General features: G+C 72.5%; 28 protein-coding genes and 1 pseudogene. 20 read left to right on the top strand and 9 right to left on the bottom strand.

Translation table 11 applies throughout. The features are described from left to right. Nucleotides 1-3 precede the first annotated feature (3 nt). The 12 genes from OHA34_RS02025 to OHA34_RS01970 all read left to right on the top strand — a co-directional run bounded on the left by OHA34_RS02025 (nucleotide 4) and on the right by OHA34_RS01970 (nucleotide 7,161). Nucleotides 4-957, top strand: coding sequence for a hypothetical protein (locus tag OHA34_RS02025; protein WP_329520500.1), 954 nt, complete (start codon nucleotides 4-6; stop codon nucleotides 955-957). A gap of 9 nt (nucleotides 958-966) precedes the next feature. Further along, nucleotides 967-1,605, top strand: coding sequence for a hypothetical protein (locus tag OHA34_RS02020; RefSeq protein ID WP_329520499.1), 639 nt, complete (start codon nucleotides 967-969; stop codon nucleotides 1,603-1,605). Continuing rightward, nucleotides 1,587-1,733 (top strand): hypothetical protein, encoded by a 147-nt coding sequence (locus OHA34_RS02015; RefSeq protein ID WP_329520498.1) that lies wholly within the window; start codon nucleotides 1,587-1,589, stop codon nucleotides 1,731-1,733. Before OHA34_RS02020 ends, OHA34_RS02015 begins: the two co-directional genes overlap by 19 nt. Nucleotides 1,734-1,752: 19 nt before the next feature. Beyond that, entirely contained in the window at nucleotides 1,753-2,127 is a 375-nt protein-coding gene (locus OHA34_RS02010; protein ID WP_329520497.1) for a phage tail fiber protein, read from the top strand. After that, the gene (locus OHA34_RS02005; RefSeq protein ID WP_329520496.1) at nucleotides 2,127-3,020 is read left to right on the top strand and encodes a hypothetical protein; all 894 of its coding nucleotides are present in this window, start codon (nucleotides 2,127-2,129) and stop codon (nucleotides 3,018-3,020) included. Before OHA34_RS02010 ends, OHA34_RS02005 begins: the two co-directional genes overlap by 1 nt. A gap of 9 nt (nucleotides 3,021-3,029) precedes the next feature. Then, nucleotides 3,030-4,220, top strand: a complete 1,191-nt coding sequence (locus tag OHA34_RS02000) for a hypothetical protein (RefSeq protein WP_329520495.1) — start codon at nucleotides 3,030-3,032, stop codon at nucleotides 4,218-4,220. 36 nt (nucleotides 4,221-4,256) lie between these two features. Then, nucleotides 4,257-4,544: a hypothetical protein gene (locus tag OHA34_RS01995; RefSeq protein ID WP_329520494.1), complete on the top strand. Its 288-nt coding sequence runs from the start codon at nucleotides 4,257-4,259 to the stop codon at nucleotides 4,542-4,544. After that, on the top strand, nucleotides 4,541-5,122 hold the full coding sequence (locus tag OHA34_RS01990; protein WP_329520493.1) for a hypothetical protein: 582 nt from the start codon (nucleotides 4,541-4,543) through the stop codon (nucleotides 5,120-5,122). Before OHA34_RS01995 ends, OHA34_RS01990 begins: the two co-directional genes overlap by 4 nt. Next, nucleotides 5,115-5,264, top strand: coding sequence for a hypothetical protein (locus OHA34_RS01985; RefSeq protein WP_329520492.1), 150 nt, complete (start codon nucleotides 5,115-5,117; stop codon nucleotides 5,262-5,264). Before OHA34_RS01990 ends, OHA34_RS01985 begins: the two co-directional genes overlap by 8 nt. A 1-nt stretch (nucleotide 5,265) precedes the next feature. Then, a complete protein-coding gene (locus OHA34_RS01980) occupies nucleotides 5,266-5,997 on the top strand; it encodes a peptidoglycan-binding protein (RefSeq protein WP_329520491.1) in 732 nt (243 codons plus the stop codon). 144 nt (nucleotides 5,998-6,141) lie between these two features. After that, nucleotides 6,142-6,912 (top strand): DNA-methyltransferase, encoded by a 771-nt coding sequence (locus OHA34_RS01975; protein ID WP_329520490.1) that lies wholly within the window; start codon nucleotides 6,142-6,144, stop codon nucleotides 6,910-6,912. A gap of 9 nt (nucleotides 6,913-6,921) precedes the next feature. Continuing rightward, nucleotides 6,922-7,161: a hypothetical protein gene (locus OHA34_RS01970; RefSeq protein ID WP_329520489.1), complete on the top strand. Its 240-nt coding sequence runs from the start codon at nucleotides 6,922-6,924 to the stop codon at nucleotides 7,159-7,161. Nucleotides 7,162-7,793: 632 nt separating this feature from the next. Here OHA34_RS01970 and OHA34_RS01965 read toward each other — a convergent pair. The 5 genes from OHA34_RS01965 to OHA34_RS01945 all read right to left on the bottom strand — a co-directional run bounded on the left by OHA34_RS01965 (nucleotide 7,794) and on the right by OHA34_RS01945 (nucleotide 9,693). Further along, on the bottom strand, nucleotides 7,794-8,009 hold the full coding sequence (locus OHA34_RS01965; RefSeq protein ID WP_329520488.1) for a hypothetical protein: 216 nt from the start codon (nucleotides 8,007-8,009) through the stop codon (nucleotides 7,794-7,796). 67 nt (nucleotides 8,010-8,076) lie between these two features. Then, on the bottom strand, nucleotides 8,077-8,214 hold the full coding sequence (locus OHA34_RS01960) for a hypothetical protein (protein WP_329520487.1): 138 nt from the start codon (nucleotides 8,212-8,214) through the stop codon (nucleotides 8,077-8,079). Between the two features lie 257 nt (nucleotides 8,215-8,471). Next, on the bottom strand, nucleotides 8,472-8,675 hold the full coding sequence (locus OHA34_RS01955) for a hypothetical protein (protein WP_329520486.1): 204 nt from the start codon (nucleotides 8,673-8,675) through the stop codon (nucleotides 8,472-8,474). A gap of 197 nt (nucleotides 8,676-8,872) precedes the next feature. Then, nucleotides 8,873-9,394, bottom strand: coding sequence for a hypothetical protein (locus OHA34_RS01950; protein WP_329520485.1), 522 nt, complete (start codon nucleotides 9,392-9,394; stop codon nucleotides 8,873-8,875). Further along, complete coding sequence (locus OHA34_RS01945) at nucleotides 9,391-9,693, bottom strand: hypothetical protein (protein WP_329520484.1); 303 nt, start codon at nucleotides 9,691-9,693, stop codon at nucleotides 9,391-9,393. The genes OHA34_RS01950 and OHA34_RS01945 overlap by 4 nt, the downstream gene beginning before the upstream one ends. A gap of 299 nt (nucleotides 9,694-9,992) precedes the next feature. On the opposite strand from OHA34_RS01945, the gene OHA34_RS01940 reads away from it, so the two are divergent. The 3 genes and pseudogenes from OHA34_RS01940 to OHA34_RS01930 all read left to right on the top strand — a co-directional run. After that, the gene (locus tag OHA34_RS01940) at nucleotides 9,993-11,291 is read left to right on the top strand and encodes a helix-turn-helix transcriptional regulator (protein ID WP_329520483.1); all 1,299 of its coding nucleotides are present in this window, start codon (nucleotides 9,993-9,995) and stop codon (nucleotides 11,289-11,291) included. Nucleotides 11,292-11,301: 10 nt separating this feature from the next. Then, entirely contained in the window at nucleotides 11,302-11,871 is a 570-nt protein-coding gene (locus tag OHA34_RS01935) for a GNAT family N-acetyltransferase (RefSeq protein WP_329520482.1), read from the top strand. Between the two features lie 319 nt (nucleotides 11,872-12,190). Beyond that, a pseudogene (locus OHA34_RS01930) lies at nucleotides 12,191-12,388 on the top strand (CorA family divalent cation transporter); the annotation flags it as partial. A 19-nt stretch (nucleotides 12,389-12,407) separates the two neighbouring features. Here OHA34_RS01930 and OHA34_RS01925 read toward each other — a convergent pair. Beyond that, on the bottom strand, nucleotides 12,408-13,028 hold the full coding sequence (locus OHA34_RS01925; protein ID WP_285943632.1) for a hypothetical protein: 621 nt from the start codon (nucleotides 13,026-13,028) through the stop codon (nucleotides 12,408-12,410). 111 nt (nucleotides 13,029-13,139) lie between these two features. Then, nucleotides 13,140-13,955, bottom strand: a complete 816-nt coding sequence (locus tag OHA34_RS01920; protein ID WP_285943633.1) for an undecaprenyl-diphosphate phosphatase — start codon at nucleotides 13,953-13,955, stop codon at nucleotides 13,140-13,142. A 278-nt stretch (nucleotides 13,956-14,233) separates the two neighbouring features. Here OHA34_RS01920 and OHA34_RS01915 point away from each other — a divergent pair, with 278 nt between their 5' ends. The 3 genes from OHA34_RS01915 to OHA34_RS01905 all read left to right on the top strand — a co-directional run bounded on the left by OHA34_RS01915 (nucleotide 14,234) and on the right by OHA34_RS01905 (nucleotide 18,011). Then, nucleotides 14,234-15,187, top strand: a complete 954-nt coding sequence (locus OHA34_RS01915) for an aldo/keto reductase (RefSeq protein WP_285943634.1) — start codon at nucleotides 14,234-14,236, stop codon at nucleotides 15,185-15,187. A gap of 72 nt (nucleotides 15,188-15,259) precedes the next feature. Further along, the gene (locus OHA34_RS01910; protein WP_329520480.1) at nucleotides 15,260-17,212 is read left to right on the top strand and encodes a helix-hairpin-helix domain-containing protein; all 1,953 of its coding nucleotides are present in this window, start codon (nucleotides 15,260-15,262) and stop codon (nucleotides 17,210-17,212) included. Nucleotides 17,213-17,351: 139 nt separating this feature from the next. Further along, nucleotides 17,352-18,011 (top strand): hypothetical protein, encoded by a 660-nt coding sequence (locus OHA34_RS01905; protein WP_329520479.1) that lies wholly within the window; start codon nucleotides 17,352-17,354, stop codon nucleotides 18,009-18,011. Between the two features lie 97 nt (nucleotides 18,012-18,108). Here the strand turns inward: OHA34_RS01905 and fabI are convergent, their stop codons facing one another. After that, a complete protein-coding gene (gene fabI, locus OHA34_RS01900; protein ID WP_285943637.1) occupies nucleotides 18,109-18,909 on the bottom strand; it encodes an enoyl-ACP reductase FabI in 801 nt (266 codons plus the stop codon). Between the two features lie 5 nt (nucleotides 18,910-18,914). Further along, a complete protein-coding gene (locus tag OHA34_RS01895) occupies nucleotides 18,915-19,619 on the bottom strand; it encodes a beta-ketoacyl-ACP reductase (RefSeq protein WP_285943638.1) in 705 nt (234 codons plus the stop codon). A gap of 188 nt (nucleotides 19,620-19,807) precedes the next feature. Here OHA34_RS01895 and OHA34_RS01890 point away from each other — a divergent pair, with 188 nt between their 5' ends. Both OHA34_RS01890 and OHA34_RS01885 read left to right on the top strand, forming a co-directional pair. Then, nucleotides 19,808-21,307: a TldD/PmbA family protein gene (locus OHA34_RS01890; RefSeq protein WP_285943639.1), complete on the top strand. Its 1,500-nt coding sequence runs from the start codon at nucleotides 19,808-19,810 to the stop codon at nucleotides 21,305-21,307. Continuing rightward, nucleotides 21,304-21,549, top strand: coding sequence for a hypothetical protein (locus OHA34_RS01885; RefSeq protein WP_329520478.1), 246 nt, complete (start codon nucleotides 21,304-21,306; stop codon nucleotides 21,547-21,549). The genes OHA34_RS01890 and OHA34_RS01885 overlap by 4 nt, the downstream gene beginning before the upstream one ends. The last annotated feature ends 3 nt before the right edge of the window (nucleotides 21,550-21,552 follow it).

The following is a 21,552-nucleotide window of genomic DNA, read 5'->3' as shown; positions in this document are numbered from 1 at the left end:
CCGATGGCCGAGTCGTCATGGCCGGACCCCGCTGACGGCCGGACCGTCGATGAGATCCAGTACGAGCAGCTCGCCGCGCACTTCACCGAGGACGGGTTCTACATGGACCCGAACGGGGTGTTCATCGACACTGCGGGCGGGCCTGTGTACGCCGACGGCACCGCCCGCGCGGTCAAGATGCGGGCGGGCAAATACGCCTCGGTGCGCGGCTTCGGCTGGACGGCCGGCGCGTCCGACGTCCCGCTGACCATCGCCGAGAACACCTCGGGCACGGTCCGCGTCGACCGCGTCGCGCTCGAGCTGGACCGGTCGGACTGGACGGTCCGCGCGGTCGTCGTCACCGGCTCGCCCGGTTCCGGCGCCCCCACACTGACGCGCGACGAGGGGCCAACAGGGCTGTGGCAGGTGCCGGTCGCCCGCGTCACCGTCGCCTCCGGCGCCAGCGTCATCAACCTCGGGGACCTGTGGCTGGAGGGTCACCGCGTCGGGTCCCGGGTCCGGGCGTGGCCGCAGGCCAGCGACATGTTGTTCCCCAAGCTCGGCGAACTCGGGTTCGCCGAGGACACCCGCTCATGGTTCGGCTGGAACGGCTCGCAGCGGGTCAGCATCTATGAGGACACCGGCTGGGTAAACCTGTCCACCAACGGCCCCGACGGCGGAGCGTGGACGAACAACAGCGTGTCCCGGATCCGTCGGGTCAACCGGTCGGTTCACCTGCGGGTCGCGGTCGCTCGTTGGAGCACGAACGGCCTTTCCACCTCGGACCCAGACGGATCCGTGCCGTTCATCCTGCCCGCCCAGTTCAGGCCGTCCGTCCAGGAGGTCGGGGCCGGGTTCCATGACCGGGCGCCGACCGCGGTCCGAATCGAGACGGACGGATCCGTGCGGATCTTCCCGCTGAGCGTGGACATCCCGGCCGGCCGGACCGTGCAGGCCAGCGTCGACTACATGGTCTAGGAGATCGACATGGCAAGGCACTGGTTCGGGATGAGTCCGGCCGACTGGACGTTCACCCCCGGCACTGGCAACGTCGCCGTCCTGACCGGCGGCGTGGCGGTGAGCTTCTTCAACCAAAAATCGGGCGGCACCCAGTACACCGACCTGCTGTCGGAAGCTGGCTCAGCGCTCTCGCAGATCATCAGCGGCGACGGCATCACCCTGCCGATCGGCACAATCCCAAGGTTCCAGGGCCCGGACGGCGTCACCGAGATGTGGGCCGCGGCAGCCGGCGGCCCCGCCCGCTACCTCATGGTCGCCACCGACCTCGGCGCGGTCGTCGGTGCCGTCGAGGTCAACGCCTCCGCCATCGCCGGACTGTCGGCCACCGTGGACGGCCTCGCGGCCGTCGCCACGACCGGCGACTACGCCGACCTGACCGGCAAGCCGGGCCTCGCGGACGTGGCGACGTCCGGCGAGTACTCGGACCTGAACGGAGCCCCGGCCCCGGGCAAGCAGGTCGTCATCAAGGTCGGCGGAAGCTGGCCCCTGCGCGCCACCTCAGCACCCGACACGGGCCGCATCGCCGAGTGGATCGGCCCGCCGCCCGCACCGTCGACCGGCGGCGGATACGCGCTACCCGGTGACCAATGGACGGCGACGCCGTGACCGTGATCTACCGGCTGATCGACGGGCTGTGGCAGGCACTCGACCGACCGCCCGTCACCCCGCCCGCACCACCTGCCGCTACCCCCTACGGCCGCGGCCCCTACGGCGCCGGGCCCTACGGCCGCTGACCTGGAGAGCTGAGGACCCATGTCGAACCTGACCGCCGCCACGGCGAACGCCCTGCTGGACCATCTGACCGGCACGGCCACCTACACCCCCGACCCGCCGTTCAAGCTGGCGCTGGTCACCGTGCTGGGCTCGGCGACCAGCGCGGGCGCCGAGGCGACGGGCGGCGGATACGCCCGGCAGACGATCGCGTTCACGGTCGCGACCAGCGGCGTCACCGAGAACACCGCCGACCTGATGTTCGCCAACATGCCTGCCGCCACGATCGTCGGCGGCGAAGTGTACGACGACGCCGGCACCCGCGTCGCCTGGGGCGCGCTGACCGCGAGCGTGGTGTGCTCGGGCGGCGAGGACCTCACGATCGCCGCGGGGTCCCTGACGATCACGATCCCCTGATGACGGTCGTCGCGCGCTGGTACGGGAACGGGCTGGCCGACGAGACCACCGTCACCAGCAGTACCGTCGGTCCGGGCGACACGGCGTTCAACACGGTCACCTCGGGCGCCTCGCACGTCGACACGACCGGCCCGCGCTCCCCGCGGATCCGCGTCGACCAGCAGGCGAGCACGGCGGCGCAGCTCTACTGGACGTCGACGGCGCTCGGGACCCTGACGAACCATGCGGTCCGCGTCTACCTGGAGATGTCCGCCTACCCGTCCGCGGGGAACCCGATCCTCCAGGCATACGGCTCGGGGAACAGCGCACTGCGGTGGCGCCTGGACGTCACCAGCGCCGGACTGCTCCGGCTGCGCGACGCCTCCAACGCGATCGTCGCGACCGCCTCGACGGCGATGGCGACCGGCACCGTGTACCGGATCGAGGTCGTGGTGTCCGGCACCGCGGCGGCGGTGACCGTCCACCGAGGCGACACCGAGGGCACGCCCCTCGTCGCCCTGGCCGGCGCGGTCGGCGGCGGCGCGGACGCGGTCCGCTTCGGGAACACCAACACCTCTCCGACCTGGCCGACCTTCTGGCTGGACGACCTCGCGGTCTCCAATGTCGCCGCCGCGATCGGCCCGCGGATCCATCTCGCCGCCGCGGCCTGGACCGTGCCCGTGCAGTGGTCCGCGACGCCGGCCGTGCGCCGGCCCGCAGCCGCGGCGTGGACGGTACCGGTCGGGTGGGAGGCGACCGCGGTCACGTCCGGCGGTCCGCTGACCGCGTCCGCCTCGTGGCGGGTCCAGGTCGGCATGACTATCGATACCGGCACGCCGCCCATGTCCGTCCTGGTCGACGGTGCGTGGCGGCCCTGCATCCTCTACCGCCTCGTTGGCGGGACCTGGCAGTAAGGAGCCCTCGTGCCCATCCCGTTCTCGCCTGGCCTGCCCACTCCGGGTGGATCGGCTGACACCTGGGGTGCCACCCTCAACAGTGCGTTCGGCGCCACGACGGAGCGCCTCGCCCTGCACGAGGCGACGTACGGCGTGCCGCTCGACGCGTTCGACGGGACCGATGACCAACGTCTCCAGGCGGCAATGGCGTACGCGTCGGCGCAGACCCGGCCGCCCGCGATCGTTCTGTCTACCCGGACCCACAGCTTTACCGGCGGCCCGTACGAGATGTACAACGGGCTCCGGCTCGTCGGCAGCCTCGGCAACGTCGAGCGCGAGTTCTCGGCGACCGGCCCGCAGTGCGTCGTCACCGTCGGCGGATCTGCTCTGCTCTCCGTCCCTTCGGGTGGCGTGAAGAACGTTTTCGTCAGTGGCATCCAGTTCCGCGCCGCGAACGGAACCGTGAACTGGCTGACGCCCACGACCAACCTGGACAGCGGCCCGATCATCCAGGACGCGACGTTCCAGGATCTGGCGTGGGTCGGGTTCGCCACCGTCATGCACGCCCGCCACCTGCGCGTCCGTATCGACCGGACGTACACCAACAACTCGACGGACACGCCGTTCAAGCTGGCCGGCAGCGATAACTACTACTGGCAGAACGGCGGCTACCTGTCGAGCACCCAGCTCGCCGCGAGCAAGTTCTACGTGTGGTTCACCCACATGAGCCGCAGCCAGTTCGGGCCGCTGTACATCACCCCGGAGAAGGCCACCGGCATCAGGATCGACGGGTCGTACGGCGGGTTCGTGTTCTCCGGGACGCTGCTCGACTCCACCGGGCGCAGCGCTACCACGGCGTGCCAGGGCGCCGCGATCCTGGTGACCGGAGGCAAGGGCCTGGTGTTCGACAAGCTGTGGTTCTTCAACAACTGTGTGAACCCGAGCTCGACGGGCCGGTCCCCGCAGGACAAGGGCCAGGTGCACCTGCGCGGCTCCACGAGTGAGGTGCTGCTCTCCGGCTGCCAGTGGGCGGGCGGCGCATCCCAGACCGTCGTGACACCGTCCGGGACCCCGGCGATCTACGCCGCGACGGGCGTCACCGGCGTCAAGGTCGTCGGGCCGATCGCACCCGCCGGCGGGACCAAGCTGCTCCAGCAGCAGTCCAGCGGCATCGTCTCCAAGGCTGCGGCCGACGACTGGACGCTGAGCGTCGCGTGATGGCTGCGCTTGGACGGGCCTCGGCGAGGGGGTCGCGTGGCATATGAACCGACCCTCGGCGAGGTCAGCAGACAGGTCGAGTCGTTCCGTGTCGACATCCGTGACGACCTCGCGCAGATCCACGCCCGCCTGGACACCTACGTCCTACGGGAGGTGTACCTCGCGGACAAGGCGGCCCTTGAACTGCGCCTCGCCCGGATGGAGCGGGAGAGCGAGGCCGCCCGGTCCGCGGCGCGGGCTGCGGTCTACGCCTGCGTCGGCGCGATCGTGTCCTCGCTGGTCGTGGGTGTCGTGATGATGCTGCTGACCAAGGGCGGGAAGTGACCGGCCCGCCCCGGCCGCGGCGCCGCCGGATCGCCGCTCGGGACCTAGCCGTGCTCGTCGCGGTGCTCCTGGCCGTCGCGGGCGCGACGCTCACCGCCGGGATCACCGCGCGGGCGCGGGCGGAGCGCTCGGAACTGGCGCAGCAGGTCGACCAGCTCGCCGCGCAGGTGCGCGGCCTCGGCGGAACGCCGGTCGTCACGCCGCGGCCGGGTGAGCCGGGGCATCCCGGAGAGCCGGGGCCGTCCGGCGGTCCGGGCCCGTCCGGCGCGACTGGTGCCGCGGGGCGGCCGGGGCCCGGCGGGACGGCGGGGAGCCGCGGCCCGTCCGGCTCGCCCGGTCCGGTGGGCCCGTCCGGCGGTGCGGGCGCTGCTGGGCAGGCGGGCAAGGACGGCGCGACCGGCGCGCAGGGGCCGGCCGGTGAGCGCGGCCCGGCCGGAGAGCAGGGCCCGCGCGGCGAGCAAGGGCCTGCCGGCCCGACATGCCCGGACGGCTACCAGGTCCGGACCGGGACCGTGATGACCGCAGACGGGCCCACCGAGGCCGCGTACTGCGCCAAGGGAGAGGAGAACGATGGCTGAGGAGACCGAGGCGACGCTCGTCGAGCGCGTCGATCAGGCGCCCGGCGTCGACCGGGCGACGGAAGCCGACGAGGAGCAGGTGCTTGCCGCGCTGTACGGCGTGCCCGACCAGTACGGCATCTACCGCGGAACGGAGATCTGACGTGGGCACCGCCGCGCAGATGCTGGCCGAAGCCCGCCGCTGGCTCGGCACGCGTGGCCGGCCGAACGCGCTCACGAACGCGTATGCGTCCCGCAACGGGTCGGAGTTCCGGGCGGTCGCCTGGTGCGACATCTCCGTGACCGAGTGGGCCCGCCGGTCAGGCAACGCCGCTGCGGTTCTCCCGGCCGGGGACCGGGCGTACACCGTCTACCACGCGCAGGACTTCCAGCGCGCGGGCCGCTGGCACGTCGGGACCGCGACCAACGTCAACGCCGCGAGGCCGGGGGACATCGTGTTCTTCGACTGGGGCGCGTCCAACTCGGTCGGTGCGATCGACCACGTCGGCGTGGTCGAGAAGGTGCTCGGCGGCGGGCGCGTCCAGACGATCGAGGGCAACACCTCGGACGCGTGCTTGCGCCGTGTGCGGGGCGCGGACGTCATCGCCGGGTACGGGCGCCCGGCCTACAGCGGGTCGTCGTCCGGCGGCGCCGCCACCTGGATGGAGGACATGGTGCAGAATCTCCCGCTCGTCAAGGACGGTTCCAAGGGCGAGCACGTCGAGACCGTGCAGGGGCTGCTGCTCGCGCGCAGCCACTCGGAGGTCAAGGTCACGGGCATGTTCGACGCGAAGACCAAGGCCGCGGTGAAGGCCGTGCAGAAGTGGGGCGGCGTCTCGGCGGACGGCGAGGTGGGGCCGAAGACGTGGCCGGTCCTGCTCCGCGTCCACAGCTAGCGGCGCGGGGGCGCGGTCTCGGCTCCGAACGCCGCAGCCGCGCCCCACCGTCCCCGAGTTCGACCTGGTTCCACGATGGCCGCCGCGCGGCGCCCTCACGACTCGCTCGTCACCAGACGGCGTATGCGACCCGAGGACGAAACTGTGACCTGGACGATCCATCACGGCGACGCGCTCGCCGTACTCCCGACCCTGCCCGACGCCTCGGTGGGCTGCATCATCACCGACCCGCCCTACAACTCCGGCGGACGCACCGCCACCGAACGCCGCGGAGACTCCGCCCGCGGCAAGTACGTCTCTGGCAACTACGCGCAGGGCCTGGCCGACTTCGCCGGCGACAACCGCGACCAGCGCTCGTTCGGATACTGGCTGACCCTGGTCATGTCCGAGTGCCTTCGAGTGGCCGTTCCCGGAGCGTCCGCGCTGGTGTTCACCGACTGGCGCCAACTCCCCGCCACCAGCGACGCGCTGCAGGCCGCGGGGTGGACCTGGCGCGGAATCATCCCCTGGCGCAAGCCGATCTCCCGCCCGTGCAAGGACGGTTTCCGCCGCGAGTGCGAATACGTGCTGTGGGCCTCATCCGGGCCGCCCGTCCGGCACGCCCAGCCCATCTACCTCCCCGGCATCGTCGAAGGCTCACAGCCCCGCGGCAAGGCCCGACAGCACATCACCCAGAAGCCCGTCGACGTCCTCCGCGAGCTGGTGAAGATCTGCCCGGCCGGCGGAACCGTCCTCGACCCGTTCGCTGGCGCCGCCTCCACCGGCGTCGCCGCAGTCGCCGAAGGGCGCGACTTCATCGGTGTCGAGATCACCGAGCACTACGCCACCATCGCCCGCGAGCGCCTGGCCACGACCGCCCCGCTCCTGCCGTTCGACGAATCCACCACCCGGGCAGCACCGACCGCCCGAACCTAAGGAGTCCCCATGTACGACAGCATCGTCCGCACCGTCGTCCCGCTCATCGTGGGCGTCCTGGTCGGCCAGGCCGCCCGCATCGGGCTCGACTTGGACGCGACTGCGGTGACCGCGGTCGTCACCCCCGCCGTCACCGCCGTCTACTACGCCGCGGCGCGGTGGATTGAGACCCGCTATCCGGCGGCCGGCCGCGTGCTGCTGTCCCTCGGGCTGGCGCGCGGCGTTCCGGCCTACGTCAGCCCCCGGTAGCCTCGACACGTCGGCGGGTGGGGAAGCCCGTCCGGCGCGAACGGCCCCCGTTCCTCCTCCGGGAGGGGCGGGGGCCGTTTCGTCATTCCGTCATGTCTGGACGTGCGCGGCATGGCGACGTATCGTTCCGGTGGGGACTTGGCACACACGGGCGGCCCGCTCTTCGCTTCGGCGGAGGGTGGGCCGTTCCGTTTTCCACAGAACGCGGTTCCAGTTCCTGTCACCGGCGCCCTGCCCACCTTGAGGCATGGACACCCTCGCGGCCTCGCCGGTAAACGCCGGGAGCGTCCCCTCTATCGTGGCGGGCATGCCTCGCGTCTGCCCGTACGGTCACCGCCTACGCCCTGGTCACGTCCTGGTGGGTTGGGCGCCGTGCGGCTGTCCGGCGGCGCGGCAGCACCACGGCGGGCACCGCACCTACCGGTGCCTGGGGTGCGAGGACGAGCACGTCACCATGGTCTGCTATATGCCGGAGCACCTGGGCGGGAGCCACCCGGCGAGCCGACACGGCTGACCGCGCGGTTATCCACAGAACGCGGTTCCAGTTCCGCCCGCCCAGCACGCCGCCCACGCTTGAGGCATGGACATCCTCGCGCCCCTCGCCCTGCTGGCCCGCTGCCTCGCGGTGTTGCCTACTGCTCCGCCCCATCCGGTGCACTGTCGAGGATGTACAGGTCCATGTACCGGAACATGCCCTGCCGGGTGACGTGGGGGATGGAGATCTCGCCGAGCCGCACCCGGCCCCGGGCGAAGCCGGGCAGCAATGCCAGGAGCGCGGTTGCCTCGTTCACGTCGGCGTCAGCGCCCTCCAGTCGGACGCGGACGGTCCGCTTCGGGATGGGTTGCATGGGTCCTCCAGTCGCTACACCGGACGCCCCGCCCCCGCCGAGGCGGAGACGGGGCGCGGTGGGGGCGTCAGCCAGTGATCGTGCCGGTGCCCTTGCAGACCCGGCACTTGGCGTTGGTCTTCTTGCTCCAGCCGGTGCCGTCGCAGGCGAAGCACTCGACGCTAGCGCTGAGCAGCGGCGTCAGGATGGTACGAATACGGGTCATATCGAAACCTCTCGTCCAAGTCATGCCAGACGGAGTCCGTGGGGATGGCTCCGCAGGCGGAGCAGTAGAAGGTGTCGAGCTGGGCCGCGATGTCGCACGGCCGATGCCTGCTACCCGTGGAGGGGCAGGGGGTGGACGCGAGCTGGCGTCCCTCTCGGGTGTAGCGATACATGTGGCAGAGAGTAGCCCTCCGATCGCTCGATCGGTATGGAACCGCGGCCCCGGGCGCGCGCCAGCAAACCCGGGGCCGCGGGGTCTCATGGACCGACGAGGCGCTCGGCAGCGATCAGCCGCGCGTCGCCGTCGGTGTCGGGCGGGACGAAGAACTTGCGGACCCGGCCGCCGGGGGCGACGCCGCGCCACCACCCGCCCGCCTCGCGCAGCAGCGTCCCTGCGATCCGGTCGTCCTGGTCGCGGAGGAAGTAGACGCCGTCAGCGCCGCTCAACTGGTACTCCGTCATCACTGCCCTCCCCAAGCGCGGCCGGTGCTCCCCTAGGGGCGGGGGTGTGGAGCACCGGCCGCGCGATCCCCCCACCCGGCCGGACGGATTCCCCAGTCCGCCGGCCGGGCATCGGGCCGCACGACCCCCGCGCGGGCCGTGCGGTGTCGGGCGGGCACGGCGGGTTGCTCCCCGGAATGGTTCCGCCGCGCCCACGCTCATCGGTGGGCCCGCAGCTTGGACCGCAGCCCCTCGGGACTGTCGGCCGTCAGGTCGGAAGCGCGGTCCAGGACGTTGCTCGTCGGTGCACCGCGGCTGGCCCACCACCGGCGACCGTCGTCGGTCTCGGTCTCGGTGATGTTCCAGCCCGGGAACTCGGCGCACAGCTCGGCCGCCGTCAGTTCTCCCTCGGGGCCGGCCAGGTTCCCAGCCCGCCGCAACGCGCCCTTCACCGTCGTGATCGCCTCGAACGGCTTGTCGGCCTCACACAGCCAAATCCCGCCCGCCCAGGTGAACCACCACCGGTCGAAGTCACCGGCACGCCGACGGCAATCGAGCCGGACGCCCCGGCTGTCCGGGCCGTCCGTCACCTGAAGCAGCCCGCTCTTGATCTCGGCCGTAAAGCCCTGGCCACGAAACGCGACCGCCAGGCTCGCCAGGAGGGCGGGACCGCCTGGCTCGGGGATCGGCTCGGTCGCAGTGGACTGATCGTCCGGCTGGCCCGCCTTCGCCGAGGTCATGCTGGCTCGCGGATGGTGAGTGCGCGGAGAACCCGCTGCACGGCGTCATCCAGTCCGTCCGCCGGTCCCAGGGCATCGCCGCTGTCCCAGTAGAACCAGCTCCGCCCGTCCCGTCCCGTCCCGACCAAGACCACACCTGACAGGAGCTCCCATCCGCGCCCGTCTCGCATGTCGGTGTTGGCCACCGAAAGGACGGGGACGTCGATGTCGAACTCGCGGAGCACTCGCAGCTCGTCATTCGGGGCGAGGGCTTCGGCGAGCGTTTCGAGATGACCGATGGCCGTGCTGCGTGGGTTCACCTGGGACCTCCTGGCGGGTGATGTGTCTACAAGCCAGCCATCCGGGAGGCAGTTCGCCAATCACCAGTACGGCACCAGGCCGAGCGCGCGCTTGGTGCCACATTGGCACCAATGCAGGTGGCCGCGAGGCCGTCAGGCTTCTAACGTGAAGTGACCGAGTGCACATCGCAGGTGAGTCGGAGGGCTGGATGCCCGAGAGCAGGATGTGCCCCGGATGCCGGGTCACTGTGATCTCTCGTTACAACGCCGCGGCACTATGCGGGCCGTGCCAGCGCCAGGGCCGGCATGCCGAAGCACGGATGCCGGTGTGGCTGTGGGACTCCGGACCGATGCGCAGGGCCCTCGCCGACCTGAACCTGGGCACGGTGTTGGCGGTACTGCGCGCCGCCGCCGGCCTCACCCAGCAGGAGCTGGCTGACCTTGTGCCTGGGTGGACCAAGACGAAGGTCACCCGGATCGAGTCCGGGGAGCGGGCCACCTTGTACGACGTCCGCGAGCTACTGGTCTGGGCGGATGCCGTCTACATGCCGCGCGAGGCGCTCGCGCCTCTGTTCCTCGGCAGTGCTGACGCCGGCTTGGGGCTTCCCGCCCCGGAAGGTTCGGAGACATTGGACCGTAGGACTTTCAACGGCAGCATCGCCGCTGTGGCGGCGGCTGCCTTGCTGCCCGGCCGCTACAGCACCCCCGACCGCGTCGGCCAGGCCCACATCACCTATCTGCGTTCCTGCGCGGACGAGTTGTGGACCCGCGACTGGGCGGCCGGCGGCGGCGCGCTGCTGCGCCAGGCCGTCAACCTCTTCGGCCGGGCCAAGGCGATGCTAGACGAGAGTGACTACTCGCCACGGCTCGGTGCGGATCTGCTGGGCGTAAGCGCGGGCCTGGGCGTGTGCGGCAGCTTCATGGCGTTCGACTCCGGAGAGCTGGCGCTTGCCAGGCGCCTATCGCAGGAGGCGGCGCTGCTCGCCGACAGCACGGACGATGCCGTGCTGCGCGCCCACGTGTACGTGACCATGGCATTGCAGTCCACGGCGCTGGCCCGACTGAGTGTCCGGCGCGGCCCCGCCCGCGAGGCAATGCGGACCCTGGGCATCGCTGAACAGGCCGCCAAGCATGAACCCTCGCCCAAGCTGCACGCCCTGATCCACATGCGGACGGCCACCGCCGCAGCACTACTCGGCGACGAGGGCGTCGCCCGGAGCTCCATCACCGCCGCACGTCGCGAACTCGACCGCGGCGACCACCCGGACGACCCGGTCGCGTTCGGGTTCGTGACACCGGCCGAGATCCTGGGGCATGAGGCGCGAATGTTCGCCGACCTGGGCGACCCGGTCCGCGCGGTGGCCCTGTACACGCAGGTGACCGACGCGCCGGATCTCCCTCCCCGCAACCGCGCGTTCTATCAGGCTGCACTGGCTGAGACGCAGTTGGCGGCCGGTGCGAGAGCCGACGCTCTGGAGACCGGGGACCGGACGCTGGATGCTCTGGAGGGGCCGGTGAGCTCGGTTCGCGTACTCAATACCCTGCGCCCGTTGACTCACCAGAATGACGATTTTCGGGATCGGTTCGAGGCGGTGGCACGGACGCTGTCTGCCGAGTAGCGTCCGCGGGATGAGCGACCTTGAGTTTCGGCAGTACGACGCGGACGGGGCCCGAGCCATCAGGGGCACTGTCGATCTGATCTACCGGGACGCCTACGCCGCAGCGATCGACTCAGGTGATCCGTTCGATTCGCCCGAGCAGTTCATGCACCGCTTCGACGCCTACACCGCACCCCCCGGGCGCGGCCTCACCATGGTCATCGCTTTCGACCAGGGCGAGCCCGTCGGGCAGACGTGGGGGTGGCCGCTCGGCCCGAACGCCGCCTGGTGGACCGGGCTCACCGAGGAGCCCGAGCCCGGGTTCGCGGAGGAGGACGGCGCCCGCACCTTCGCCCTTAGCGAGATCATGGTCCGACAGGGGTGGACGGGGCGCGGGGTGGCCCATGCGCTGCACGACGCGTTGCTGAGCACACGGCAGGAGCGTCGCGCGACGCTCCTCGTCGAAGCCGACAACCAGACCGCCTACCGCGCCTACGAGTCGTGGGGTTGGCGCCGCGTCAGCCAGTTGCGGCCCGCGTGGGACGACGCCCCGACGTTCGACGTCCTGGTACGTCCGCTGCCTGTACGGCCGACGGCCTGACGGATGCAGCCAGCTCCGACGTACACCGCCCCGCCGCCTCATCACACGTGAGGGGCGGGGCGTCGTCTCATCTCAGGAGGCAGCGTCCACCGGACGCCCCGTCGGTCGGCCCTGTCGTCGCGGGCCGCCCGCCGCCACGGCCCGTTCACCAAGGCGGGCTGCTGTCACCATCCGGCCACCTTCACGCACCATCACGCGGGGCACATCGAGGGCACATCGACCCGTGAATGTGCATGATCCGACGTGATGGTGCGTGAGGTACTTGAGCAGGTCAAGCAGTGTTCGGCGCTATCACTCCAAGGTGGGAATGTCCGATGTACAGAACGAGGACATGCGGAAGATCTCGGCGTGGGCGGCGATCATCGCGGTGCCGACCGCGTTCGCCGGGATCTACGGGATGAACTTCAAGCACATGCCCGAGCTGGACTGGACGCTCGGGTACCCGCTGGTCCTGGTCGTCATCGCGATCGTCTGCGCCGCCCTGTTCCGCCGCCTCCGCGCGAGCGGCTGGCTCTGAGCGGCCCTGGACGGGGCGTTCATCTCTTCGGCGGGCCCGGGGCGAGCAGTGCGGCCCACAGGTGGGACTCGGCGCCCTTGGCCTCCAGCCGGCGCCGGATGCGCTCCACGTTTCCCCGCGTGGGCAGCGTCAGCCGGATCAGCGCCGGGTAGCCGAGCACGAACCCGAGGACGAACAGCGGCTCGTCCTGCTCGATCAGGGCCAGCAGCAACCCGACCAGGATGACCGCCTCGCTCAGCGCGAAGCGCAGCAGCAACGACTGGCGGAACTGCATCAGGGCCGCGCGCGCCACCTCGGGGGCGGGCGTCCCGGGACCCGGCCGCAGCGGGCCCGGGACCCGGATCGCGATCAGCGTGGTCGCCACCGCGACCACGGGCAGCAGGAGGTAGGCCCACAGGGGCCCGGCGGCGAACCGGTCACCGCTGTCGCGCACGATGAGCGGCGATATCGCCAGGATCAGCACCGGCGCCACCACGAGCACCAGCACCATGGAGCGCATCTGGCCGAGGACCGTCCCCGACGTCAGGGAGGCCCGGTAGCCGGGATCGTTCGCGCTCGCCGCGCCGAGCACCGGCTCCCCGCCCTGCCCGTCGCCATCAGTGGGCTTCGGCGGGTGCATCGAAGAGTTCTCTGGCGCCATGGTTGCGAACTCTAACCCGCAGGCCACCCCCCGCAATAGAAGGTGAGGGCGAACCCGCCCGCCGGGCGATTCACATCGAACCGCTTGTCACGGGAGCCTGATTCACCGCGGCTAGGCGGTGATCGCCCCGGCCGCGAGCAGGCCGAGCAGGACGCCGCCGAGGGCCACCCGGTAGTAGACGAAGACCATCGTCGAGTGCTTGGTCAGGAACCTGAGCAGCCACGCGATGCAGGCGTACCCGACGACGAACGAGACCAGGGTCGCGATCGCCGCGGGGAGGATCTGGAGCCCGCCGCCCGCCGCGTGCCGCATCTCGAACCCGCCCGACAGCACCACGGCGGGGACCGAGAGCAGGAAGGAGTAGCGGGCCGCGGCCTCGCGCGTGTAGCCGAGGAACAGCGCCCCGGTCAGAGTGGAACCCGACCGGGAGGAGCCGGGGATCAGCGCCAGCGTCTGGAACCCGCCGATGATCAGGCCGTCCCGCAGGTTCAGGTCGGCGACGCCGCGCTGCCTCCGTCCGGCCCACTCGGCGACCATGAGCAGCAGGCCCATCACGATCAGCGTGGTGGCGTTGAGCCACAGGTTGCGGGCCGCGCCCTCGATGAACGACTTGGAGGCCAGCCCGACGACGGCGACCGGGACGGTACCGAGCCCGATGTACCAGCCCATCCGGGCGTCCTGGTGACTCCGCAGCCCGGGGGTCCAGAGGCTCCGGGTCCAGGTGGTGAGGATCCGGACCAGGTCGCTCCAGAAGTAGAGCAGCACCGCCGCGATCGTGCCGAGCTGGATGACCGCGCTGAACGGCGCCCCCGGGTCGTCCCAGCCGAGGAGCCTGGGCACGAAGAGCAGGTGGCCCGAGCTGGAGATGGGCAGGAACTCGGTGAGCCCCTGGACGGCCCCGAGCACGGCCGCTTCCACGACGTTCACAGGCGGAGGTCCCCTCACGGACGGGCCGGGCGGCGTCGCACGGCGATCTACGAAGAGTAACTCCGGCGGGACGCTCCGGTCCGGGCCGCGTGCCGGTGAGGCCGCAGGCGCACCCCTTTGACCTGCGGCGACGTCACGGGGCTCCATGAGGGTGTCGGCCGACCGTCATCCGTCGCTCACCCCCCGGCCACCTTCGGAGCCCGCGTCCGGCCCTCGGACGCGGGCGGGGCGTGAGGGCCGGGTGGGTCCGCTCTCGCGGAACGCTACTGTGAGCCCTCATGAAGGAGCGTCACCTCGGGCGGAGCGGGCTCATGGTGTCCCGGCTGGGCCTCGGCACCATGACCTGGGGACAGGACACCGAGCCCGCCGAGGCCGCCGCGCAGCTGACCGCGTTCGTGGACGCCGGGGGCACCCTGGTCGACACCGCCGACGTCTACAGCGACGGCGACAGCGAGCGGATCCTCGGCGCGCTGCTGCGCGAGCTGGTGGACCGGGACGACCTCGTCGTCGCGACCAAGGCCGCGATCCGTCCCAACGGCCGCTACGACGCCTCCCGGCGGCACCTGCTAGGCGCGCTGGACGCCTCGCTCGACCGGCTGGGCCTGGAGCACGTCGACCTGTGGCAGCTCCATGTCTACGACCCGGCGACGCCGCTGGAGGAGACCCTGTCGGCGCTGGACGAGGCGATCGCCTCCGGCCGGACCCGGTACGTGGGGGTGTCCAACTACGCGGGCTGGCAGGTCGCCAAGGCCGCGGCCTGGCAGCGTGCCTGGCCGGGCCGCGCACCGGTGGTGTCCGCGCAGCTGGAGTACTCGCTGCTGCGCCGCGACATCGAGCGCGAGGTGGTCCCGGCCGTGCTGGACGCCGGGGCCGGGCTGCTGCCGTGGTCGCCGCTCGGCCGCGGGGTGCTCACCGGCAAGTACCGCACCGGCATCCCGGCCGGTTCGCGCGCCGCCGCGCCGCACTTCGCCGAGTTCGTCCAGCCCTACCTCGACGAGGAGTGCGGGCGCATCGTGGAGTCGGTGGTGACCGCCGCCGAGGGCCTCGGGGTGTCCCCGCTCAGCGTGGCGCTCGGCTGGGTCCGCGACCGTCCCGGCGTCGCCGCGCCGATCGTCGGCGCGCGGACGGCGGCGCAGCTCGTCCAGGCCCTGGAGAGCGAGGATCTCACCCTGCCGAACGAGATCAGGGCCGCGCTCGACGACGTCTCCGACATGTCCTCCGCCCATCCGTGACCGTCCCGGCCGTCCATGGCACGCTCAGGACGGTCCGCACCGCCAGACCTGACCAAGCCGTACGGGAAGCACGTGACCGACTCAAACGACGCCCAGACCGACCCCACCGACGCGCCCGACGCCCCCGCGCCGCCGGCCCCCCGAGCCGGGGCGGCGACCGCCCGGCTCGGCGAGCTGCTCGCCTCGGCCGGCGTGCCCGCGTCCTTCACCGCCCGCACCGCGGCACGGCTCGGCCCGGACGCGGCCGGACGGCTGCGCGCCGATCCCTGGCGGCTGCTGAAGGTGCCCGGGGTGCAGCCCCGGCAGGCCGACCACTTCGCCCGCCGGCTGCTGGGGGAGGACGCCCGCCCGGACGACCCGCGCCGGGGCAGGGCGCTCGCGCTGCACGTCCTGACCGGCGCCGCCCGCGACGGGCACACCGTGACGCCGGCCGCCGACGTGGTGGCCGCGCTCGAGCGCATCCGGGCGGCCGACCCGCGCCGGGCCGTCGAGGACGCGCTGAACGAGGGCGAGGCGCTGGCGCTCACCGAGGAGCCCTCCTTCGACGAGGCCGGCTTCGACGAGGACGAGGACGCCGAGCCGCCCGAGCCCGAGGAGACGCTCGGCCTGGCCCGGTGGGCGCTGGCCGAGGAGGCCGCGGCCGAGGGGTTCCAGCGGCTGACGTTCACCGCGGCGCCGCTGCTGGACGACGCGGCGGTCAAGGAGCTGCGGGCCGGGCTGTCCGAGGACCGCTCGCTGGCCCTGACGGCCGCGCTGCGCACCGGGGTGAGCGTCCTGCGCGGCGCGCCCGGCGACGTGGAGCGCACCGCCGTGCACATCGCGGAGGCCGCGGCCGGCGCGGGGCTCCGCGCCGCCGTCGTCGCCCCGACCGAGCGTGCCGCCGCCGTCCTCGCCGCCCAGGTGAGCGCGGCGGGGCGCGGCGGGGACGGCGACGGCGCCCCGGACGCGAGCGCAACGGACGCGAGCGCAGCGGACGCGAGCGCAGCGGACGCGAGCGCAACGGATGAGGGCGCAGCGGACCGAGGCACTGCGGGCGCGGACGCGGGCGTCGTGGTGACCTCGCTGCACCGGCTGCTGGAGCCGCAGGACGATCCCTCGGCGGCGCCGGGCACGATCGTGTTCGGGCGGGGCGAGCAGCGTCCGTTCGAGCTCGACCTGGTGGTGCTTCCGGACGCCGCCGGGCTCGACGTGGAGCTGTGCGCGGTGCTGGTGGAGGCCTGCGCCGACGGCACCCACCTGATGCTGGGCGGCGAGCCCGGCGCGCTGCCGCCCGCCGGTCCCGGCCGCCCCCTCGGCGACCTGGAGGACTCCGAGACGGTCCCGGTCATCGAGCTGGACGCCGCGCCGTCCGGCGGCCCCCTCGGCACGCTGACGGCCGCGGTGCGCGCGGGCGACCTCGTCGCCGTCGAGGCTCCGGGCAAGGAGGTCGTGATCGTCCCCGCCGCGAGCGCCGGGGAGGCGGTGCACCGGGCCGTGCAGCTGGTGACCGACTCGATCCCCCGGGCCCTCGGCGTCCCCCTGGAGGAGATCCAGGTGGTGGCCCCGGCGGCCGGCGGCGAGGCGGGCGCCACGGCGCTCAACGCCGCGCTCAAGGCGCGGCTGAACCCGGGCCCCGGCGCGTACGGCGGGCTGGACCCGGGCGACCGGGTGGTCGTCGCCGCGCCGCTCCGGCAGGCCGCGGCGGGCGAGATCGGCGTCGTCACCGGCGCGGGCCCGGACGGCCTGGAGATCGAGTTCGCCGGCGGGCCGGTCACCGTGGCGGCCTCCGACGCGTCCGGGCTGCGGCACGGCTGGGCCGTCCCGGTGTGGCTGGGGCGGGGCACCCGGCCGGCCGCGGTGGTGGCGGTCATGTCCGAGGACGGCGCGGGCGCCGCGCTGTCGCGGCCGGCCGTCTCGGCCGCGTTCGGGATGGCGCGCCGGCACCTGTCGGTGGTGCAGGCGGCCGGTCCCGCGCTCGCCCGCGCCGTGCGGGAGACGGGCGCCCCCGCGCGCCGCACCAGGCTGGCGAGGCTGGTGGTGCCGTGAGAAATCCCGGTGCCGATGTTTACCCGTGACGCCGCGTGAGGCACGATCGATGCCGAGGGCGCGAGCGTGACCGTGACCATGCCGTCCCAAGATCGCTGGACGGCATGTCGACAACTGCATCCGGCATTTGAGGAGTGACATGCCCCAGCGACGACGCTTCAGGCGGCTCGGCTCGGCGACGACGGTCTCGGCGGGCGCCCTGGTGCTGCTGTTCCTCGGCGCTCCGGCGGCGTCCGCGGGTACGGCGGGCACGAGCGGGCAGAAGCCGTGCAAGAAGGGCACCGACCCCGCCAGCACGATCGAGAACTGGAAGTGCCAGCTCGGCAACATGCGCGAGAGCCTCACCCCGAAGCCCCCGCAGAAGTCCCCGCAGAAGTCGCCCGCCGGGAAGCCGAAGAGCACCTCGGTGGGCAAGAAGGTCAAGAAGCGCACCCCGGCGCGCACGCCGTCCCGCCCGTCCACGCCGTCCGGGGGCGTGCCGTCCGGCGGCGGGGCCAGCGCGCAGAGCGCCCCGAGCGGGCTGCGGCCCTACTCCCCCGGCACGGCCCCCGAGGCCGGCTCCGGGCTGCCCGGCGTCCTGCCGACGCCCGAGGTCGCGGCCGCCCCGCGCGGCTACCCGCCCCCGGCCGGAACGGGCGCCGGCGGCACCGTGCCGCAGGCGCGCCTCATCTCGGCCGTGGCGGCCTCCCCGCGCGACGACGACCGTACGGTGTGGGTCGCCGCCGCCGCGGGCGCGGCGGGCGCCGTGGGCGCGCTCAACCTCAGCGTGATCGGACGCCGCCGGCGCCGCGTGTTCTGACCGCACGGCAACGGCGAGGCCCCTCCCCCGGAAGCTGTGGGGAGGGGCCTCGCCGTGAGCCGCGCCGCGCGCTGCCCGCCTGCCTGCCTGGCGTCCGCTACCCGGCCGTCTCGGCGGACCCGGCGCCGACGGCGTGCAGCCCGCCGTCCACGTGGACGATCTCGCCCGTCGTCGCGGGGAACCAGTCCGACAGCAGCGCCGCGCACGCCCGCGCGGTCGGCTCGCTGTCCTTGATGTCCCAGCCGAGCGGGGCCACCTGCGGCCACAGCTCGGTCATCCCCTCGAACCCGGGGATGCTCTTGGCGGCCATCGTGGCGAGCGGGCCCGCGGCGACCAGGTTGACCCGGATGCCCTTCGGGCCGAGGTACTTGGCCAGGTAGCGCGAGCACGACTCCAGGCCGGCCTTGGCCACGCCCATCCAGTCGTACACCGGCCACGCCTTGGACGCGTCGAAGTCGAGCCCGACCACCGACCCGCCCTCCGTCATCAGCGGCAGGCAGGCCATGGTCAGCGACTTGAGCGAGAACGCCGAGGCGTGCACGGCGGTCGCCACGTCCTCCCACTCGGTCTCCAGGAAGTTGCCGCCGAGCGCGGTCTGCGGCGCGAACGCGATGGCGTGCATGACGCCGTCGAGCCGGTCGATGCCGTGCCCGCGCAGCGCGCCCTCCAGCCCGGCGAGCTGCTCGGCGTCGGTCACGTCCAGCTCGACGACCGGGGGCGGGGAGTCGGGGCCGGACGGCAGCCGCTTGGCGGTCCGCTGCGTCAGCGTCGGCCGCGGGAACGCGGTGAGGACCACCTCGGCGCCCTGCTCCTGCGCGACCCGCGCGACGTGGAAGCCGATGGAGGCGTCGGTGAGGACACCGGTGACCAGGATGCGCTTGCCTTCGAGGATTCCCATGTCGTTCAGTGCCCCATTCCGAGTCCGCCGTCGACGGGGATCACGGCCCCGGTGATGTAGCCCGCGTCCACTCCCGCTACGAAGGCCACCGCCTTGGCGACCTCCTCCGGCTGCGCCATCCGGCCGAGCGGGATCGCGGCGGTGATCCCCTTCTGCTGCTCCTCGGTCAGCGCCTGGGTCATGTCGGTGTCGACGAACCCGGGAGCGACCACGTTGACGGTGATGTTGCGCGACCCGAGCTCGCGGGCCAGCGACCGGGCCAGGCCGACCATGCCCGCCTTGGACGCGGCGTAGTTCGCCTGGCCCGGCGAGCCGAGCAGCCCGACCACCGACGAGACCAGCACGATGCGTCCGCTGCGCTTGCGCATCATGCCCTTCACGCCGCGCTTGGCGACGCGGAACGCGCCGGTCAGGTTGGTGTCGAGCACGGAGGTGAAGGTGTCCTCGCTCATGATCGCCAGGAGCGTGTCCTTGGTGATCCCGGCGTTGGCCACCACGACCTCGACGGGGCCCTGCTCCGCCTCGACCTTGGCGAACGCCGCGTCGACGTCCTCCATGCTGGTCACGTCGCAGCGCACCCCGAACAGGCCCGCGGGGGGCTCGCCGGAGCGGTAGGTCACGGCCACCGCGTCGCCGGCGGCGGCCAGCTCGCGGGCGATGGCCAGACCGATGCCCCGGTTACCGCCGGTCACGAGGACAGAGCGACTCATGTGTCGTACCCCTCCATTAGCTGTGTCCGCCGGGGGTTCCCCCAGCTGAGCTGCGGTGTGTCGTTCCATCACAACAGCGACCGAGATTATCGGTCCCCCGGCGGTATGGAGATGTACCGAACCGACAAGATCCCCTCTCCTCGCTTTGTTCGGAGCGCCTCCGGGGCGGACGGAGTAGGTTGCGGAGAGTGCATGACATCGATCCCGCCTTCACCGCGCTGCCGCTGCGCGCGCTGGCCGACGCGGCGCTGAGCCGGGCCCGGGAGCTGGGCGCCGAGCACGCCGACTTCCGCCTGGAGCGCATCCGGAGCCAGACCCTCCGACTACAGGACGCCGCCCTGGAGACCGCCCTGGACGCCGACGACTTGGGCCTGTCGGTCCGGGTCGTCAAGGACGGCACCTGGGGCTTCGCCGCCGGCATCGACCTCACCCCGGACGGCGCCGCCCGGGTGGCCGCGCAGGCCGTCGAGGTCGCCGCGGTCGCCTCCCCCGTCAACCGCGAGCCCATTCAGCTGGCCCCGGAACCCGTGCACGGCGAGCGGACCTGGGTCTCGTCGTACGAGACCGACCCGTTCGAGGTGCCGACGACCGACAAGGTCGCGCTGCTGGCCGACTGGAGCCGCCGGCTGCTCGGCGACGCCCATGTCGACCACGTCGACGCCACCCTGCTCCAGGTCAAGGAGAACAAGTTCTTCGCCGACCTGGCCGGCAACGTCACCACCCAGCAGCGGGTCCGCCTGCATCCGGTGGTCAACGCCGTCGGCATCGGCGACGGCGTCGTCGACACCATGCGGACCCTCGCCCCGCCGGCCGGGCGGGGCTTCGAGTGGCTGACCGGCGCGCACTGGGACTGGGACGGCGAGCTCGCCCGCATCCCCGGCCTGCTCGCCGAGAAGCTGGCCGCGCCGTCGGTCGACGCCGGCGTGTACGACCTGGTCGTCGACCCGTCCAACCTGTGGCTGACCATCCACGAGTCGATCGGGCACGCCACCGAGCTCGACCGGGCGCTCGGGTACGAGGCCGCCTACGCGGGCACCTCGTTCGCCACCCCCGACAAGCTCGGGAACCTCCGGTACGGGTCGCCGGTCATGAACATCACCGGCGACCGCACCGCCGAGCACGGGCTTGCCACCATCGGCTACGACGACGAGGGCGTGCGGGCCCAGTCGTTCGACATCGTCTCGGGCGGCCTGTTCACCGGCTACCAGACCGACCGCCGCATCGCCCGCCTCACCGGCGCCGAGCGCTCCAACGGCTGCGCGTTCGCCGACTCGTCGGCGAGCATGCCGATCCAGCGGATGGCGAACGTGTCGCTCCGGCCCGACCCGGACGGGCCGGGCACCGATGAGCTGATCGCCGGGATCGACCGCGGCATCTACGTCGTGGGCGACAAGAGCTGGTCGATCGACATGCAGCGGTACAACTTCCAGTTCACCGGGCAGCGCTTCTACCGGATCGAGAACGGCCGCCTGGCCGGCCAGCTCCGCGACGTCGCCTACCAGGCGACCACCACCGACTTCTGGAACTCCATGGAGGCGGTCGGCGGCCCGCAGACCTACGTCCTGGGCGGCGCGTTCAACTGCGGCAAGGGCCAGCCGGGCCAGGTCGCCCCGGTCAGCCACGGCTGCCCCTCCGCGCTGTTCCGCGGGGTCAACATCCTCAACGCCCTGAAGGAGGCCGGCCAGTGAGCGTGGCCAAGGCGCGCCGCGCGCGCTGGACCGACGAACGCGCGCAGCGACGAAGGAGCGAGCACGTGACGAGGGAAGCGCGTGCGGAAAAGCGCGCCGCAGGTGAGCGGGGAGCACAGAGCGAGCCTGAGGCGCGCCGCGCGCGCTGGACCGAGGAACGCGCGCAGCGACGAAGGAGCGAGCACGTGACGAGGGAAGCGCGTGCGGAAAAGCGCGCCGCAGGTGAGCGGGGAGCACTGTGAGCG

Source organism: Spirillospora sp. NBC_01491, from assembly GCF_036227065.1.
GTDB lineage: Bacteria > Actinomycetota > Actinomycetes > Streptosporangiales > Streptosporangiaceae > Spirillospora > Spirillospora xylanilytica.
This window is presented reverse-complemented; position numbering and strand designations above follow the sequence as displayed.